This window comes from Ruegeria sp. HKCCD7255 (assembly GCF_013031565.1).
GTDB lineage: Bacteria > Pseudomonadota > Alphaproteobacteria > Rhodobacterales > Rhodobacteraceae > Ruegeria.
Genome location: NZ_WQAG01000005.1, coordinates 39,986 through 56,812, shown reverse-complemented (window position 1 = coordinate 56,812; position 16,827 = coordinate 39,986). Strand labels below are relative to the sequence as shown.

The 16,827-nt window shown below is 57.3% G+C and carries 17 protein-coding genes; 6 read left to right on the top strand and 11 right to left on the bottom strand.

What is annotated here, in order from left to right; all coding sequences use genetic code 11:
- Positions 1 to 46 precede the first annotated feature (46 nt).
- Positions 47 to 739, bottom strand: coding sequence for a COQ9 family protein (locus GOX45_RS10990; protein ID WP_171100817.1), 693 nt, complete (start codon positions 737 to 739; stop codon positions 47 to 49).
- Positions 740 to 849: 110 nt separating this feature from the next.
- On the opposite strand from GOX45_RS10990, the gene rpsU reads away from it, so the two are divergent.
- Both rpsU and GOX45_RS10980 read left to right on the top strand, forming a co-directional pair.
- Positions 850 to 1,056 carry a 30S ribosomal protein S21 gene (gene rpsU / locus GOX45_RS10985; RefSeq protein ID WP_005614280.1) on the top strand — a complete coding sequence of 69 codons (207 nt, stop codon included), beginning with the start codon at positions 850 to 852 and terminating at the stop codon, positions 1,054 to 1,056.
- Between the two features lie 313 nt (positions 1,057 to 1,369).
- Positions 1,370 to 2,491 carry a CAP domain-containing protein gene (locus GOX45_RS10980; RefSeq protein ID WP_171100816.1) on the top strand — a complete coding sequence of 374 codons (1,122 nt, stop codon included), beginning with the start codon at positions 1,370 to 1,372 and terminating at the stop codon, positions 2,489 to 2,491.
- 52 nt (positions 2,492 to 2,543) lie between these two features.
- Here GOX45_RS10980 and ppk2 read toward each other — a convergent pair whose 3' ends face one another.
- Positions 2,544 to 3,461, bottom strand: a complete 918-nt coding sequence (gene ppk2 / locus GOX45_RS10975) for a polyphosphate kinase 2 (protein ID WP_171100815.1) — start codon at positions 3,459 to 3,461, stop codon at positions 2,544 to 2,546.
- A gap of 243 nt (positions 3,462 to 3,704) precedes the next feature.
- Here ppk2 and GOX45_RS10970 point away from each other — a divergent pair, with 243 nt between their 5' ends.
- A complete protein-coding gene (locus GOX45_RS10970; RefSeq protein WP_171100814.1) occupies positions 3,705 to 4,544 on the top strand; it encodes a CPBP family intramembrane glutamic endopeptidase in 840 nt (279 codons plus the stop codon).
- On the opposite strand, the gene GOX45_RS10965 is transcribed toward GOX45_RS10970, so the two are convergent.
- On the bottom strand, positions 4,545 to 5,003 hold the full coding sequence (locus tag GOX45_RS10965) for an Lrp/AsnC family transcriptional regulator (protein WP_171100812.1): 459 nt from the start codon (positions 5,001 to 5,003) through the stop codon (positions 4,545 to 4,547).
- 135 nt (positions 5,004 to 5,138) lie between these two features.
- Between GOX45_RS10965 and ald the strand changes: the two genes are divergently transcribed.
- Positions 5,139 to 6,257, top strand: coding sequence for an alanine dehydrogenase (ald, locus tag GOX45_RS10960; protein WP_171100810.1), 1,119 nt, complete (start codon positions 5,139 to 5,141; stop codon positions 6,255 to 6,257).
- Positions 6,258 to 6,440: 183 nt separating this feature from the next.
- On the opposite strand, the gene GOX45_RS10955 is transcribed toward ald, so the two are convergent.
- Complete coding sequence (locus GOX45_RS10955; protein ID WP_217350384.1) at positions 6,441 to 7,253, bottom strand: mechanosensitive ion channel family protein; 813 nt, start codon at positions 7,251 to 7,253, stop codon at positions 6,441 to 6,443.
- A 217-nt stretch (positions 7,254 to 7,470) separates the two neighbouring features.
- Here GOX45_RS10955 and GOX45_RS10950 point away from each other — a divergent pair, with 217 nt between their 5' ends.
- A complete protein-coding gene (locus GOX45_RS10950; RefSeq protein WP_171100806.1) occupies positions 7,471 to 8,169 on the top strand; it encodes a glutathione S-transferase family protein in 699 nt (232 codons plus the stop codon).
- Positions 8,170 to 8,214: 45 nt separating this feature from the next.
- On the opposite strand, the gene GOX45_RS10945 is transcribed toward GOX45_RS10950, so the two are convergent.
- Positions 8,215 to 8,664, bottom strand: a complete 450-nt coding sequence (locus tag GOX45_RS10945; RefSeq protein ID WP_171100804.1) for a YtoQ family protein — start codon at positions 8,662 to 8,664, stop codon at positions 8,215 to 8,217.
- 86 nt (positions 8,665 to 8,750) lie between these two features.
- Positions 8,751 to 9,383 (bottom strand): class I SAM-dependent methyltransferase, encoded by a 633-nt coding sequence (locus tag GOX45_RS10940; protein ID WP_171100802.1) that lies wholly within the window; start codon positions 9,381 to 9,383, stop codon positions 8,751 to 8,753.
- 86 nt (positions 9,384 to 9,469) lie between these two features.
- Here GOX45_RS10940 and GOX45_RS10935 point away from each other — a divergent pair, with 86 nt between their 5' ends.
- The gene (locus GOX45_RS10935; protein ID WP_171100800.1) at positions 9,470 to 10,345 is read left to right on the top strand and encodes a LysR family transcriptional regulator; all 876 of its coding nucleotides are present in this window, start codon (positions 9,470 to 9,472) and stop codon (positions 10,343 to 10,345) included.
- 45 nt (positions 10,346 to 10,390) lie between these two features.
- Here GOX45_RS10935 and pheT read toward each other — a convergent pair whose 3' ends face one another.
- The 5 genes from pheT to GOX45_RS10910 form a co-directional block, all read right to left on the bottom strand.
- Positions 10,391 to 12,787 carry a phenylalanine--tRNA ligase subunit beta gene (pheT, locus tag GOX45_RS10930; RefSeq protein WP_171100798.1) on the bottom strand — a complete coding sequence of 799 codons (2,397 nt, stop codon included), beginning with the start codon at positions 12,785 to 12,787 and terminating at the stop codon, positions 10,391 to 10,393.
- A gap of 78 nt (positions 12,788 to 12,865) precedes the next feature.
- Entirely contained in the window at positions 12,866 to 13,672 is an 807-nt protein-coding gene (locus GOX45_RS10925; protein WP_171100796.1) for a PHB depolymerase family esterase, read from the bottom strand.
- 265 nt (positions 13,673 to 13,937) lie between these two features.
- Complete coding sequence (locus GOX45_RS10920; RefSeq protein ID WP_171100795.1) at positions 13,938 to 14,213, bottom strand: hypothetical protein; 276 nt, start codon at positions 14,211 to 14,213, stop codon at positions 13,938 to 13,940.
- A gap of 21 nt (positions 14,214 to 14,234) precedes the next feature.
- Positions 14,235 to 15,308, bottom strand: coding sequence for a phenylalanine--tRNA ligase subunit alpha (gene pheS, locus GOX45_RS10915; RefSeq protein WP_171100793.1), 1,074 nt, complete (start codon positions 15,306 to 15,308; stop codon positions 14,235 to 14,237).
- Between the two features lie 84 nt (positions 15,309 to 15,392).
- On the bottom strand, positions 15,393 to 16,763 hold the full coding sequence (locus GOX45_RS10910) for a glutamate--cysteine ligase (protein WP_171100791.1): 1,371 nt from the start codon (positions 16,761 to 16,763) through the stop codon (positions 15,393 to 15,395).
- Between the last annotated feature and the right edge of the window lie 64 nt (positions 16,764 to 16,827).

Genomic DNA, 16,827 nt, shown 5'->3' with positions numbered 1-16,827 from the left:
TGCCCAATGCCTAGCAGGCCGCACAGCGAAGGCCCAGCCGTTCTAATCACTTTCGCGGGTTCAGCATCCCCGGCAGATCCGTACGCATCCGCATCGGAGCCTTGACCTGGCCCGCCAGCCAATTCGGTACCGCAAGAAATGGCTTGAACAAAGGATTGCCCTGAACCTGCGCCTTTAGCTTTTCGAACTGCATCACGCCTTCGATCCGACGATCGAGGAATTCCCATGTCTTTTGGTGGTCGGGGCTGTCGTCACCCAACCAGAAGAGAACGGTGGACGAATACACGCCGGACAGGGTTGCGCGTTTGGTATACCAGTTCACATCGTCCGAGGTATCGCCCAGCGCGTCCCAGATCTTGTCGCATGTGCCCCAGATTGCCTTGGCCCCATCCGCCGCATGGGTCGGCAGCGCAAACAGGGTCACACCACGGCGCACCGCCTCTTTGTCTTGAACCGCTTGCAGCCGAAAGCGAACGGCAGCCGCGATCTTGTCGCGAAACTTGAGGCCGCTCAGATCTTCGGTCGTGATGCGCTCCAGCATCAATTCATCCCCGCGTGCATGGTAGGCCAGCGCGAGATCGACCGCGCCCCGCGGACAGACCGCGCGCGCCAGCGTGTCTTCTATATCGCAATCAGCAATAGCCGCACGAAAGCTGGCTTCAGACCATCCATCAAACGGAACATGGTTCAAGATGGCATCAAGTAATTGGTTTTTGGCATCTTCGTAAGTCACGGTCATGGCGTTTCTCCGGGTTCCAAGGCCAGTACTAGACAAGTTAGGAGCGCTTTGCTATACGGCCACCTCCTGCAAATCCTTGCAACTCTATCTAGAAAGGTGGTGACAACCACATGCAGGTTAGTGTTCGCGACAACAATGTCGATCAGGCGCTTCGTGCCCTGAAGAAAAAGCTGCAGCGCGAAGGCGTGTTCCGTGAAATGAAGCTTAAGCAGCATTTCGAGAAACCGTCCGAGAAAAAAGCGCGCGAGAAAGCTGAAGCGATCCGCCGTGCCCGTAAACTGGCACGCAAGAAAGCCCAGCGCGAAGGTCTGCTCTAAGAGCTGCTCAAGCCTCGTCCAGCTTTGGATGACACGATTTGACGACCCCCGAGGCCCCGCCCGGGGGTTTGTCGTTTTTAGACGGAATTCTTGCAACAAAAGAGCTTGGCCGAAAATTTCCTATATTATCATAGGCTTGCGGTTCTTTCTCTGAGGCTACCTCGCACATGTCCGGCGATTTTTGACCTCAATTAGTTCAACTTTTGGTAGTATTTTGCCGAGAATCTTTTGCGGCAAAATTGTGACTGCTCTCTGCCAAATTCTCGCCACTAATGTCTCCTCAAAATAACACAACGCACCTGGAGGCAGAATCATGTCCGTCGCAAGTAATCTTGAAAGGCAAATGCTGACGCTTATCAACACAGAGCGCGCAGCCCATGGCCTGAGCCCTGTCAAACTGGAACTGCGGTTGAACAAGGCAGCCGAAGACCACAGCACGTGGATGCTGAACCAAGACATTTTCAGCCATACCGGGGTTGGCGGGTCCACACCTTGGGACCGTATGGAAGATGCCGGATTCGATTTTTCAGGTAGCTGGCGTGCGACAGAAAACATAGCGTGGCAAAGCATCCGGGGCGCTCCAGGGCTGTCTGACGACGTCGTCGACCTGCACAATGCGCTTATGAACAGTCCGGGACATCGTGCCAATATCCTCGATCCAAATGTGACCGTAGTTGGCATCGGTATCGAAGTTGGGAACTTCAATGGCTGGAACGCCATCATGGTAACCCAGAACTTTGCCCGCACGTCGGCCCCCGTGCAACTGGACACAGGCGCTACCCCTCCCCCTCCGTCTGCTCCCGCTCCTGCGCCATCAGATCCGGTCGCATCGCCTGTCGATCCCGCACCTACCGACCCCGATCCAGTAGAGAAATTTGTTGTTGCGGGCAGGGTTGGCAGTAATTCTGATGACTGGTTCACGCTGAAACCTAACCAAGCCGGCGTCCTGAAGGGACGCGACGGCGATGACCGATTGGTCGGTGCAAAAGGCCAGGACAAATTGTTGGGCCAACAAGGTGATGACGCGTTGTACGGTCGGCAGGGCGCCGATCGCCTCAAAGGCGCCAACGGAAATGACTCGCTCTTCGGCGGTGGTGGTAACGACATCCTCAAAGGTGGCGCCCACAACGACCGACTTGTCGGCGGTGGCGGCAAAGACAAACTGGCTGGTGGTGGCGGAAATGACGTCATGACCGGAGGCCGCGGGGCCGACCAATTTGTCTTTTCACCAGGCATCGATCTTGTGACCGACTTCCAGGGATCGGATGTGATCATCCTCAGGAACGTTCAAACGATCAAAGGCTATTATGACCTGTTCAAGAACCACATCTCGCAATCTGGCGACGACGTCATTATCGAGGACGGCAAGGGCAACGCGCTTATCCTAGAAGACACGTTGATCGCCGATTTGGACAAAGACAACTTCCTCATTTGAACTGTCGAATGATTAGCCGAGAAAAACACCCCGATGTCTCGGGGTGTTTTTTCTAGTAGATCTTGGGCACGTGCAATTCATCCGGCAAGATGCGCCGTTCATATTCCGGATTATAGCGGCGGTCCGGTAGAGTGACCTTTTCCTGGGGCACGTCCTCGTAAGGGATTTTGGTCAGAATATGTTCAATACAATTCAGGCGCTCTCGTTTCTTGTCGTTGCCCTCGACAATATACCACGGAGCTTCAGGGATATTGGTGCGGAAGAACATGTCTTCTTTCGCTTTGGTGTAGGCTTCCCACCGAATACGGGATTCCAAATCCATCGGCGACAGTTTCCACTGTTTCATCGGATCGTGAATACGCATGAGGAAGCGCAATTGCTGTTCTTCGTCGGTGATCGAGAACCAGTATTTCAACAAGATGATTCCGGATCGAACCAGCATGCGCTCAAATTCAGGAACGTCCTGAAAAAACTGTTCAACCTGATCATCGGTCGCAAAGCCCATTACGCGTTCAACGCCTGCGCGATTGTACCAGGAGCGGTCAAAAAAGACGATTTCGCCCGCGGCGGGCAAATGCGGGACATAGCGCTGGAAATACCACTGGCTTTGCTCCCGACGGCTGGGCGCGGGCAAGGCAACAACCCGGGCCACGCGTGGATTTAGACGTTGGGTGATCCGCTTGATCACACCGCCCTTTCCGGCACTGTCGCGCCCTTCAAACAAGATGCACACCTTGGCACCGGTGTGCTGCACCCAGTCCTGAACTTTGATCAATTCCGCTTGTAACCGCAGCAGGTTCTGAAAATAGACTTTCCGATCAAGCATCTCGGGGTGCTGCTCGCGATAGATCTTCCGTATCTCCATCGACAGCATCGGTTCGCTGAATTCGATCTCGATATCTTCGTCAAACGTATCCTCAAGCTCGGCCTCCAGCCAATCTTTCGGAGCGTTGTCGTTATCCTGTGCCAAGGTCTTTTCCTTTTCTTCCGTCGGGTTTGGACCGTATCGGGGCTGTGTAACCTGAAAATGTCATTCGACTGAGATACAAGTTCAAATTGGATGATATTCTATCAGCCTCGCCTCGATAGTCGAATTTGAACTGAAGCTGCCCGGGATACAAGCAACAGAACACCCAGATTGCGCCGGGTTGCACTGTTTGCTTGCTTTTTCCGCATCGTTCCTTGCATCAAACAAAGCATAGCGGAGGATATCTTGGCGTTCTTTCTGAGCTTGCTACCACAGATCTGGCCCTGGCTGGTCATCGCGGCCGCCCAGATCACTGCGTTGGGCGGGCGGCGCGAACTGGGCTTGGGAATGATCGCCATCCTCGGGGCATATGCGCTCAGCATTGGGGCGCTGTCACTCTCTGCAACACTTATCATCGCTTTAGGAATGGCCGGTGCCGCTGTACTTCCACGATTGGGTGGTCGTCTGGCTGTGCTCGGGCATCTTGCGTTTGTCGTATGGAGCGTGGCGTTGGGCGCGCATCTGGTGCCTGGCGTGCAGAACTTGCTGATACTGGATCAGGTCACGGCGGGACCGGACAGCGGGATGTTCACGCTTTATCTGAACCTGGACAAGCCCATGGTGTTTTTTGCGGCGCTGCTTGCATGGCCCGCTATCCTGCACACCCGGACCGAATTCAACCCTGCCCCCCTATTTCTGGGCCTCGCTCTGCTGCCCGTGCTTTTTGCCGTTGGGGTCTGGAGTGGTGCCGTGCGTCAGGAAATCGCGCTGCCCGACTGGTGGCTGTTGTTTGCCTTTTCAAACCTGTTCCTGACTTGTCTGACGGAAGAGGCATTCTTTCGCGGTTATCTGCAATCCGCCCTGTCAACGCGCTTTGGTTCCTTGATCGGTCTGATGCTGGCCAGCCTGCTCTTCGGATTGGCACATGCGCCAGGAGGTTTGGAGCTCGTCGTTTTCGCAAGTATTCTGGGACTGGCCTGCGGGTTGGGATATGCTGCGACGGGTCGCCTGTGGGTGCCGACGCTCATGCATTTCGGCTTCAATTTCGCCCATCTGACACTGTTCACGTATCCCGGTCCGGCCTGATCAAACCGGCAGCGCCGTGGTCTTGAACACCGTCCGCAGTGCAAACGAGCTTTGCATCTGTGCCACACCTGGCAACCGCGAGAGGTATTGGCGGTGAATTCGGGCGAAGTCCTCGGTGTTTTCGGCAACAACTTTCAGAATATAGTCAGCGGTTCCTGCCATAAGGTGGCATTCCAGAACGTCAGGTATGCGGGCGACACTTTTCTCGAAAGCTTCCAGTACTTCTTCCGCCTGCCCCTGCAAGGTGATCTCGACAAATACGGTTGTCGGCACCCCCATTTTTCGCGCGTTCAGCAGAGCCACATAGTCGCGGATATAGCCCTCGCTTTCCAGCCGCTGAACGCGGCGATGGCAGGCAGAGGGCGACAGATTCGCCTTCTCGGACAATTCTGCATTCGACATCCGCCCTTTGACCTGCAAGGCGGCCAGAATCTTTCGATCAGTTGCGTCGAGGCTCATTGTCGCACAATCCTTGCAGTTTTGCTTCAGTTCTTCGAATATCTTCCCGTATTTTTGAACTCGCGCAAGCAGAGTTTCACAAAAATTGCACGATAAACCGCCCATAATTTAGGCAGTTTATGAATGGAGATCCCCATGAAAGTCGGTTGCCCCAAGGAAATCAAACCGCAGGAGTTTCGTGTCGGCATGACGCCAAACGCGGCGGGCGAAGCTGTGGCGCGCGGCCACGAAGTGATCATCGAAAGCGGTGCCGGACTGGGCGCAGGTTTCGACAATGACGCCTATGTTGCTGCTGGGGCCCGCATCGTCGATACGGCGGAAGAGGTGTTCGCGACCGCTGACATGATCGTCAAAGTCAAGGAACCGCAGGCGGTAGAACGCAAGATGCTACGCGAGGGTCAGCTGCTGTTTACCTACCTGCACCTGGCACCCGACCCGGATCAGACCCATGATCTGCTTGCGTCGGGTTGCACGGCAATTGCCTATGAAACGGTTACGGATGCCTCAGGTGGCCTGCCGCTCTTGGCTCCGATGTCCGAGGTTGCCGGGCGTCTGGCCCCACAAGTCGGGTCATGGACCCTGCAAAAAGCCAATGGTGGGCGCGGCGTGCTGATGGGCGGTGTGCCCGGTGTCGGACCGGCGAAGGTTGTTGTTATCGGCGGTGGTGTTGTGGGGACACATGCGGCCAAGATCGCAGCCGGAATGGGGGCCGATGTTACGGTACTCGATCGGTCCCTGCCGCGTCTGCGGTATCTGGACGATGTCTTTGGTGCACAATTCAAGAACCGCTATTCGACCGCCGGGGCCACAGCCGAGTTGATTGCCGATGCCGATATGGTGATCGGTGCGGTGCTGATCCCTGGAGCAGCCGCGCCAAAACTGGTCTCGCGCGCGCAACTGTCGACAATGAAACCGGGCGCCGTTCTGGTGGATGTGGCCATTGACCAAGGCGGATGTTTTGAAACCTCAAGGGCAACGACCCATGCGGATCCGATCTATGAGGTCGACGGGATCATGCATTATTGCGTGGCCAATATGCCGGGTGCCGTGGCCCGCACGTCGACCATTGCTCTGGGCAACGCCACTATGCCGTTCATGCTGTCACTGGCAGACAAAGGCTGGAAGCAAGCCTGTCAGGATGATCCGCATCTGTTGGAAGGTCTGAATGTCCACGCGGGGCAACTGACCTATTATGCAGTCGGTAAAGCCTTGGGGATCGACGTCGTGTCCCCGAACCTGGTGACCAAGCCGTAACGCTCCCGCCCCTGAACGCTTCCACTCGCGTGGAAGCGCTACAGCGTTGGGCCAAGCGCCGCGCCAAGGGCGCGGCGCGGTTGCGCAAAACGGAAATACCACGCACATAAGCGCCGCGCGTCAGCGCGGCGCTGGGCCCAACCGGAAAAGGGTATTTCCAATACCTGTATGACGGGCGGGAGCTTACCCCTGTTTTTGTATTTCGACCGAATGCGGATAGGGGATCGACACACCTTTGGTGTCAAAGGCCTCTTTCACCACTTTGGTCAGTTCAAATTTCACGTCCCAATAGTCCGCTGCCGCGCACCAAAGCCGGGCGGTCAGATCAACCGAACTGTCCCCCAGATTGGTCACCCGCACCCAGGGTTCCGGATCGTCATGGATCCGTTCATCTGCCTTGGCGATATCCAGGATGATCTGCATCGCCTCATCGGCGCTATCGCCATAATCGATACCAAAAACCAGATCGACGCGGCGCGTATCATGAGCAGAGTAGTTGGTAATGACCGACCCCCAGGCCTGACCATTGGGCACGATGATTTGTACATTGTCGGGTGTGACAAGTTCGGTCGTGAACAGATTGAGGTCTTTCACGGTGCCCGCAGTGCCACCGATATCCACAAACTGACCCAGTTTATAGGGTCGGAAAACCACCAGCATCACTCCAGCCGCCAGATCGCTCAACGTGCCCTGAAGCGCCAGACCGATGGCCAGCGACGCAGCACCCAATATAGCGACAATGCTTGTCGCCTGGATCCCGAAGATGCCCAGGACAGCCACAAGCACGATGGCCAGCAAGGCCCATTTCACGATGCTCGCGACAAAATTCCCTAATGTTGGATCGATTTGTGGCGTCGCGTTGATCCGTCTCCGAACCATGCCGCTAATGGCACCTGCCAGTGTCCAACCGACAACCAAAACAATCAGCGCTTTGATAGCACTCAAGATAAGAGGCCCAAATGCGCCCACCTGTGCTGAGATCTCTTCCACCTGCATCTCCTCTGTCCAAACAAGCGAACCGCGCCCCGAGGCGCGGTTGTCTGCAGAAAGTCTGATCTATCGGAACACTTTTTTCTAGGGGAGTGATTGCGCATTTGGTCCCCTTTGTTCTTTAGCAAACATTCAGTGACCGATCATGCACAGAGTTGCGCCTGACGCGGCCCGCGAATCTTGCCAATCTACGCAGTAGACAAGCACACCAGGAGCAGACCAGATGAAAGACCTGTCAAGTTTCCCGATTATGGCCAGATGGCCCGTCAAAGACCCTTCGGTCTTACAGCTTTACTCCTACCCCACGCCAAACGGGGTCAAAGCTTCGATCATGTTGGAAGAAACCGGCCTGCCCTATGAGGCGCATCTGGTCACTTTGGCGGACTCTGATGTCAAAAGCCCCGAGTTCCTGTCGCTGAACCCCAACAACAAGATCCCTGCGATTATCGACCCTAACGGCCCGGACGGACAGTCCATCGGCCTTTTCGAAAGCGGCGCGATTCTGCTCTATCTGGCGGACAAGACAGGACAGTTCATAGGGCAAACGGCCGGGGATAAACACCGAATAACCCAATGGCTTATGTTCCAGATGGGTGGTGTGGGCCCGATGTTCGGCCAGCTTGGGTATTTCCACAAATTTGCAGGCAACCAGATTGAAGATCCCCGCCCGCGTGAACGCTATATCAACGAGGCCAAGCGCCTTTTGAACGTTTTGAACACACAGCTGGCAGATCAAGATTGGATTGCCGGAGAGTATTCAATCGCGGACATGGCTCTGGCGCCCTGGCTGAATGCGCTTGAGTATTACGGGACCAAAGACCTGGTTGAATGGGACAGCTACAGCAATCTGACGGCCTACCTCGACCGGTTCATGGACCGCCCTGCGGTTCAGCGGGGCAAATTGATCCCTGCGCAAAGCTAAAGAAAACCGAGGCCAGGGGCGCGCGCTCAGCGCCCCTAGCCATGCTCACCTCGGAAGCTTTCCGGTCAGTACATAGCGCAGGATTTCAACAACTTGCGCAGGCTCTTCGGCCACCGCCAAAGCTGCGGCATCCACTTCTTTCAGCGCGTGCTGATGATCTGGGCCGTGCAGAACGATCAGCGATTTTCCGAGGGCCGCTGCATAGCCCGCATCAAACGCAGCATTCCACTGCTTGTATTTGTCACCAAACCGGACCACCACAACATCGGCATCAGCAATGCCTTTGCGGGTGCGGATCGCGTTCACCATCGCTCCCTTGTGGTCGTGCCAATACTTGTTGGTCTCGGCGCCGAGAATGGCAACCCCGCAATCGTCGCTGGCCCCGTGATCGGTGACCGGGCTGTTGAAAGTCACATCCAAACCCTCTGCGCCATCAATGATTTGATCACGCCAATCGGTGTGGATTTCTCCGGACAGGTATACATTCAGGCCCATGGCATTCTCCGCTATTGCATCAGGCCCTGTTTAAAGCGTGCCCGTGCAAAGCCCAATGCGGAAACGATCTTTTGGTTGTACCTTTGTCACGTTTTGCGGGCGACCAGATACCGGGACGGAGGTGTCGCGGGGAAATTCCCGCTTTCGATGATCTCGAACCCGGCGTTTTCGATGGCCGACTCGAGCGTCTTGATATCCAGCTGATTGACAAAGGGCGCTTTGCCCAAAAGCTGCATCACCGGCAGCAACAGCTTCAACAGACCGAATTTGAACCCCAGACCGCCTTGGGCAAGGCACGGCGTCTTTGAAATGAACAAACCGCCGGGCTTCACAACCTCATGTATCTGCGCAAGCGTGGCTTCCAGATCCTCCACCAGATGTAGAAGGTTGAAGGCCATTGCCACGTCGTAAGACCAATTCGGAGGGTGGCTCGCATCCGCTTCGACAAAAGCGACATTCTCGATCTCTTGTTCGGCGGCTAGTCTGCGGCCAACGGCCAACATCCCAGGGGACACATCGCTGGCTGTAATCGTGTCAACGTAGCCAGACAGACGCAGGGCCGTGCGCCCTGTGCCACAACCCAGTTCCAACACGTTGTCTTCCTTCTTCAGGTAGGAAACGGTTCTGTCCAGCGTGTGCTCATAGGCGGCCATATCCCGTATCGGCGAACGGGAATACTTTTCGGCCAAACCATCCCAAAACTTTGCTGCAGTGGTCATAAGAGAGGTCTCCTTTGAGCACACGATACCTATACACTGATCGAATATGAATTGCTCAAATTCGTAGAGCAACTATACGTAAATGTATGGATGGATTTGATTGGAACCACATTCGCGCGTTTCTCGCGACAGCTGAGACCGGGTCATTGTCCGCCGCCGCGCGCAAATTGGGACAAACGCAGCCAACGCTTAGCCGTCAGGTAGCGGCGCTTGAGGATGATCTGGGTGTGATGCTGTTCGAACGGGTGGGCCGAACGCTTGAAATCACTCAGGCCGGGATCGAGCTCTTGGACCACACCAAAGCGATGGGTGAGGCCGCTGATCGTATCGCGTTGACCGCATCCGGGCAGTCCACGTCAATCGAAGGCCTTGTGCGCATCACGGCCAGCGACGTGATGTCCGCCTATATTCTGCCGGAGGTGTTAAAGATCCTGCGCTCCGAGGCCCCGCGCCTGCGGATCGAAGTGATCGCCTCGAACGACATCCGTGACCTGATGCGGCGCGAGGCCGATATCGCAATCCGCCATGTCCGGCCCGAACAACCGGATCTGATTGCCAAGCTGATCCAGGATGCCACCGGATACTTCTATGCCGCGACCGATTACTTGGATCGGATGGGGCGACCGAAATCCAAATCGGATCTGGCAGATCATGAATTCATAAGTTTCGGCGACACAGATCAGATGATCGGATATTTCAAACCGCTGGGTATTCCCGTCGACCGCGACAACTTTCGGCTCGGGTCACAAAACGGGATTGTTGCCTGGGAATACGCCAAACACGGGTTCGGGATCGCGCCAATGTCTGAACATGTGGGCGACATGACCCCAGGGATGGAGCGCGTTTTGCCAGATATGGACCCGTTTCAGTTCCCTATCTGGCTGACCACGCATCGTGAGCTGCACACCAGTCGGCGTATCCGGCTGGTTTTTGACGTGCTGAGCGCGTTTTTCTCGAAATGAAAAGCGCGCCGAAAGGCGCGCAGATCACTCTCTGTTCCAATGGGTTCAGCCGCGCAGCACGCCACCTGTGGCTTTGCTCACTTTGGCGATGATCTTTTCGGCAACAGCTTCGATGTCTTTTTCTTTCAGCGTGGAGTCTGTCGGCTGCAGGCGCACGGTGATGGCCAAGGATTTCTTGCCCTCACCCAGGCTGCCACCGATGAACTCGTCAAAGACACGCACATCTTCGATCAAGGCTTTGTCGGCGCCTGCGGCGGCGTTCACCAGCGTCAGTGCCTCGACGCCCTCATCAACGACAAAGGCAAAGTCACGCTCGACAGCTTGCAGATCGCGCAGTTCCAGCGCCGCGCGGGTGGCACCGGATTTACGCGGCATCGGGACTTCATCCGGCCAGATTGTGAAGGCCATTGCCGGGCCTTTGATGTCCATCGCCTGAAGGATACGCGGGTGCAATTCGCCAAAGACGCCCAAAACCTTCTTGGGGCCGAGACAAATCTTTCCATGACGCCCGGGATGCCACCATGCATCACCATCGCGCAGGATCTGAACCTTGGCTGGAGCGCCAATGGCCGTCAGAACCGCCTCGGCATCGGCCTTTGCGTCGAACAGGTCAACCGGGCGTGACCCGCCCTGAACATCTTTGGGCCCGTTGCGCCCAACCAAAAGGCCCGCAATCTGGGTTTTCTGGTCCCCTGGTTCGCCATCGTGAAAAACCGGGCCAACTTCGAACAGCGCCATATCGGCATAGCCGCGCGCCTGATTGCGCGCTGCGGCCTGCAACAGTCCGGGCAGCAGATCCGGGCGCATGTGGCTCATCTCGGATGAGATCGGGTTTTCCAGCTGCGTCGCCTCATCGCCGCCGCCGAACAGGGCGGCCGAGGCTTGATCAATGAAGGTGTAAGACACGCATTCATTATAGCCCAACGCCGCACAGGTGCGTCGTGCCATCGACTGTCGCCGCTGCGTCGGGGTCATCACCGGTTTTGGAATGCCATCGCTCACGCGCGGCAGCGGCTTGCCTTCCAGCTTGGTCAGTGACGCAATCCGCGCGACCTCTTCCACCAGATCAGCCTCCCCCATCACATCGGGGCGCCAGCTGGGCACATGAGCCATGTCCCCGTCCAGACGGAAGCCCAGACGGGTCAGCGTTTGCCGCTGATCGCTTTCGGGGATGTCCATCCCGACCAGCGACTGCACCCGCTCGGCATCCAGCTTATAGGCCCGCGCATGGTTCGGCGCTTTGCCCGCTTCAACCACGTTCGAAACCTCACCGCCGCAGATATCCAGGATCATCTGCGTCGCCTGCTCCAACCCTTCACGGGTGTATTCCGGGTCAACACCGCGTTCAAAGCGATAGCGCGCGTCCGAGTTGATTTTCAACGCCCGGCCCGTCAGAGCAATCTGCACGTGATCCCAGAACGCGCTTTCGAGAAAGACGTTCACAGTGTCTTCGGTACAGCCGGTTTCCTCACCGCCCATGATGCCCGCGATCGATTCCGGGCCCTTGTCGTCCGAGATCACCATCATGCCGGGCTGAAGGGTGTATTCCTTCTCATCCAGCGCCACCAGCGTTTCGCCACCTTTGGCGCGATGCACCCGCAGATTGCCCTTCACCTTGTCGGCATCAAACACATGCAGCGGGCGGTTATGATCGAAGGTCATATAGTTGGTGATATCCACCAAAGCCGAGATCGGACGCAGGCCAATGGCCTTCAACTGATCCTGCAACCACTGAGGGCTGGGGCCGTTCTTGACACCCCGGATCAAACGCCCGGTGAAATGTGGGCAGCCGTCCAGAGTGTCTTCATCAATCGAAACCTTGATCGGGCTTTCGAAATCCCCCGGAACCGGCGCATAGTCGCGCTGTTTCAGCGTTCCGATGCCGCGCGCCGCCAAGTCGCGCGCGATGCCCTCAACACCCAGTGCGTCCGGGCGGTTCGGCGTGATCGCAATCTCGATCATCGGGTCAACTTTGGACGGGTCGTTCTCGGCCAGCCAGTCGACGAACTGATCGCCAACCTCACCCGAGGGCAGCTCGATGATGCCGTCATGTTCGTCCGACAGCTCCAACTCACGTTCCGAGGCCATCATGCCAAAGCTTTCGACACCCCGAATCTTGCCGACACTGATGGTGATATCCAGACCGGGGATATACATGCCCGGCTTGCAGACCACCACAGTGATGCCTTCGCGCGCATTGGGCGCACCGCAGATGATCTGCAAATCGCCTTCGTCGGTCGCAACCGTGCACACACGCAGCTTGTCCGCATCAGGGTGTTTCTCGGCCTGTTTCACATGGCCCAACGTAAAGCCCGCCAGCCGGTCCGCCGGGTTCACGATTTCTTCGACCTCAAGACCAAGGTCGGTCAGCGCCTCGGCGATCTCATCAACCGAAGCATCCGTGTCGAGGTGGTCTTTCAACCAGGACAGAGTGAATTTCATTGCAGCGGGCCTTTTTGGGCAAACATCCGATTGGCACAGGCAATGGCAAAGATTGCACCAAGGTGCAAGCGCTGCGCGTCACGGATAGGTGGGGGTGCGGCCCAAAAGTTCGTCCAACTGCCGTCCGATCCAGCCATGGGGGATGAAATGCCCGCCGGGATGGGTGTCCAGCACCACCTGCCCTTGCGCGCAATCCGTCCATTCCACACGGCTGAGGGTCAGGAACGGCTCGACATTCCAATCCCCGCGCGGCGTTGCACCGTTACAGCTGTATTTCGCACGCCAGAGCGCCACCGGATAGGTCGTATCCCCGCCCGGGCCAAAGGGAAAATCCATCACCGTATCATCCAGCCCGTGTACGTGGCGCGCCTCGGCCGGGGCTTCGGGGCAGGTTTCGGTTTGCGGGATCGAGCCCGCAACGCCCAGCAACGCCGCAACGTCATTGCCGGACTGGCAAACATAGCGCCAGGCCATCGCGCCACCAAAGGAATAGCCCGAGACATAGATGCGTTCGGGATCAATCGGATAGCGCTTGGCCACATCCTCCAGCACCGCATCGGCAAACGGCACGTCATCGGTGTCAGAGGTCCAGAAATTCCAGGTCTTGCGCAGCCCGTTCGGGGCCACCAGCAACACGCCCCGCAGCTTGGTCGCACCCGCGATACGTTCGTGATTGACGACTACATTGCCCTGCCGCGCCCAGCCGTGGAAATGCATCAGCACCGGCAGAGGCGTCTCACCGTCCCAGCCCTCGGGCTCCAGCACATGGTACGAGCGATCGTCCAGTTCACAGGCCGTATCGCCATGGCAATCGGTGTTCCAGGGGCCCATGGCCAGGGCGGGGGTTGCTGTCAGCAGCAGCAAGCAAAGCAGTCGATAGATCATGAGGCGACCCTACCCAGACCGCTCCAGATGTCACGTCAAAAGCTTGTGCATGTCTGTTACAAGCCGCGCAATTTCCCAAGGCTCAGCCAAATACACAAGCCGCGCTATCGCCAGACCGCGGGATGGCGAAGTTCAGGCTGTGTTAGGCGCTTTATGCTAGCCAAATCCGCACTCTGTCCGAGCGTTGCACTGGTGGAACCAAATCGCCGCCCGTGCGGGCGGTCTGGCGATAGCGCGGCGGCCTATCGGCCTTGTTCCGCGCTGACTACTTTCGGAAACCCTTCAAGAGCTTTCGTGTTTTCTGGAGCTGCTCATACTGGTCTTGGCGAATGGTTGTTTCCTTCATCCAGACTTTCCCGGCGATCTGTAAAAAGTGGAGTACAGGCAGCAAGACGAAGGCGCTAAACAAATAGCCGATCAATTCCCCACCGAACCCAAAAGCCAGAAGCATCGCAACAAAACAGAGCGCGAACAATCCGATAATTTGCCACAACCGAATACCTTTAGCACGTCGATTGCACCAATCCACATAACGCGCCAAGCACACGCCCAGTAGGTGCACCTATCTACTCAAACCACCATGCAGGTTCGGCATATCCAGCGCTGCGAACCCGTAGTGCCTCAGCCAGCGCAGGTCGGAATCAAAGAAGGCCCGCAAATCCGGGATGCCGTATTTCAGCATCGCCAAACGGTCGATCCCGATCCCAAAGGCAAAGCCCTGATAGGCGTCAGGATCGATCCCGCCGGCGGCGATCACCTTGGGGTGGACCATGCCCGAGCCCAGGATCTCCAACCAGTCATCACCCTCGCCGATCTTCAGCTGACCGTTATCCCAGGAACAGCGGATATCAACCTCAGCCGATGGTTCGGTGAAGGGGAAGTGTGAGGCGCGGAAGCGCAGTTCGACGTCATCGACCTCAAAGAACGCCTTCACGAATTCTTCCAGAACCCATTTCAGATTCGCCATCGAGATGTCTTTATCAATCGCCAACCCCTCGACCTGATGGAACATCGGCGTGTGGGTCTGGTCATAGTCGGCGCGGTAGACACCACCCGGACAGATCACGCGGATCGGCGCGCCCTGTTTTTCCATCGACCGGATCTGCACCGGCGAGGTATGGGTGCGCAGTACATGCGGCGGGCGGTTGTCGCCTTCGGCGCGGTGCATATAGAACGTGTCCATCTCGGCTCGCGCGGGGTGGTGGCCGGGGATGTTCAAAGCGTCGAAATTGTACCAGTCGGTTTCAATCCGGGGCCCTTCGGCCACTGAAAAGCCCAGCTCGGCAAAGATCGCGGTCAGCTCCTCGGTCGCCTGGCTGATCGGGTGGATCGAGCCCTGACGGCGCGGGCGGGTCGGCAGGGTGACGTCCAGCCATTCGGTGCGCAGTCTTTCATCCAAAGCGGCATCAGCGAGGGCTGCCTTCTTGGCCGACAGCGCCGAGTTGATCTCATCTTTCAAAGCATTCAGCGCGGGGCCAGCTACCTGCCGTTCCTCGGGCGTCATCTTGCCCAGCTCGCGCATTTTCAGCGCGACTTCACCCTTTTTGCCCACGGCTGCAAGGCGGATCGCTTCAAGTGCGTCTTCGTCGCTCGCATCCGCGATCTGCCCCAGATATTTTGCCTTAAGATCGTCCATGACGTATTCCGAAACCGGCCTGTTCAATTTGGTCGAGAACCTGCTATCGGCCAACGCCTGTGAATGCAACCCGGCGCAGACGGCTCAATAACTGTATTCAGGATAAATCCGGGTCAGATCACCGTTCCAGTCGCCGTGATAATGTTCAAGCAGCTCATCCGCCGGAACCTGTCCGGTTTCGATACTGTCTTTCAGCGCGTTCAGGAAATGGGTCTCATCCTGCACCAATCCCCCGGCACCGGGGCGTGCACGGGCTTTCAGCCCCGCATCGGCAATACTGACCACTTCGCGAGCCAGATCGTGCATGTTGAGGCCACCCACCTGCGCCTGCAGACCATGGGTTGCGGCCTGAACGCGCAGCTCTTCGCGGGTTTCCGCATCCCAGCCTTTGACCAGATCCCAGGCTGCATCCAGCGCACCCTGATCATAGGTCAAACCAACCCAAAAGGCCGGCAAGGCGCACAGGCGGCGCCACGGGCCACCATCTGCGCCGCGCATCTCCATGAACTTCTTGATCCGCGCTTCAGGGAAAGCGGTGGTCAGGTGATCGGCCCAGTCGCTCAGCGTAGGTGTCTCGCCGGGCAAAGCGGGCAGTTTACCCTCAAGGAAATCTCGGAAAGACTGACCCAACGCGTCGATATATTTCCCGTCGCGATAGACGAAATACATTGGTACATCCAACGCATATTCGACCCAGCGTTCGAACCCGAACCCGTCTTCGAACACAAAGGGCAGCATCCCGGTGCGCGCATCATCCAGATGCCGCCAGATATAGCTGCGCCAGCTTTTCTGACCGTTGGGCTTGCCTTCAAAGAACGGCGAATTGGCAAAGAGAGCGGTTGCCACCGGCTGCAAAGCCAACGCAACGCGCAGTTTCTGCACCATGTCGGCCTCGGACCCGAAGTCGATATTGACCTGAACGGTGCAGGTCCGGCGCATCATGGCACGGCCCATAGTGCCGACTTTCTCCATATAGTCGTTCATCAGCAGATAACGCCCTTTGGGCATCAACGGCATGTCTTCATGAGTCCAGATCGGTGCTGCGCCCAGCCCGATAAAGCCCACACCGATCTTGTCCGAGATGTCTTTGACATCGCGCAGATGGGCGTTCACTTCGTCACAGGTCTCATGGATCGTTTCCAGCGGCGCGCCAGACAGCTCCAACTGCCCACCAGGTTCCAACGAGACATTGGCCCCGTCTTTCTGCAGGCCGATCAGCTTGCCGTTTTCTTCCAGCGGCTCCCAGCTGTGCAAGTCGCGCAGGCCCTGCAATACCGCCAGAATCGAGCGTTTGCCCTCATAGGGCAGCGGCTTGAGCGTGTCCTTGCAATAGCCGAACTTCTCGTGCTCGGTGCCGATGCGCCAATCTTGCTTGGGCTTGCACCCCGATTCCAGATATTCGGCCAGTTGTTCATGGCGTTCGATCGGACCGCCGCCGGACTGAGGGATGGACATGAACCGTGCTCCGATCCTGCTGTGTCTGTCTTTGGGCCAGTGGTGGGCTCAAATGAACCAAGTG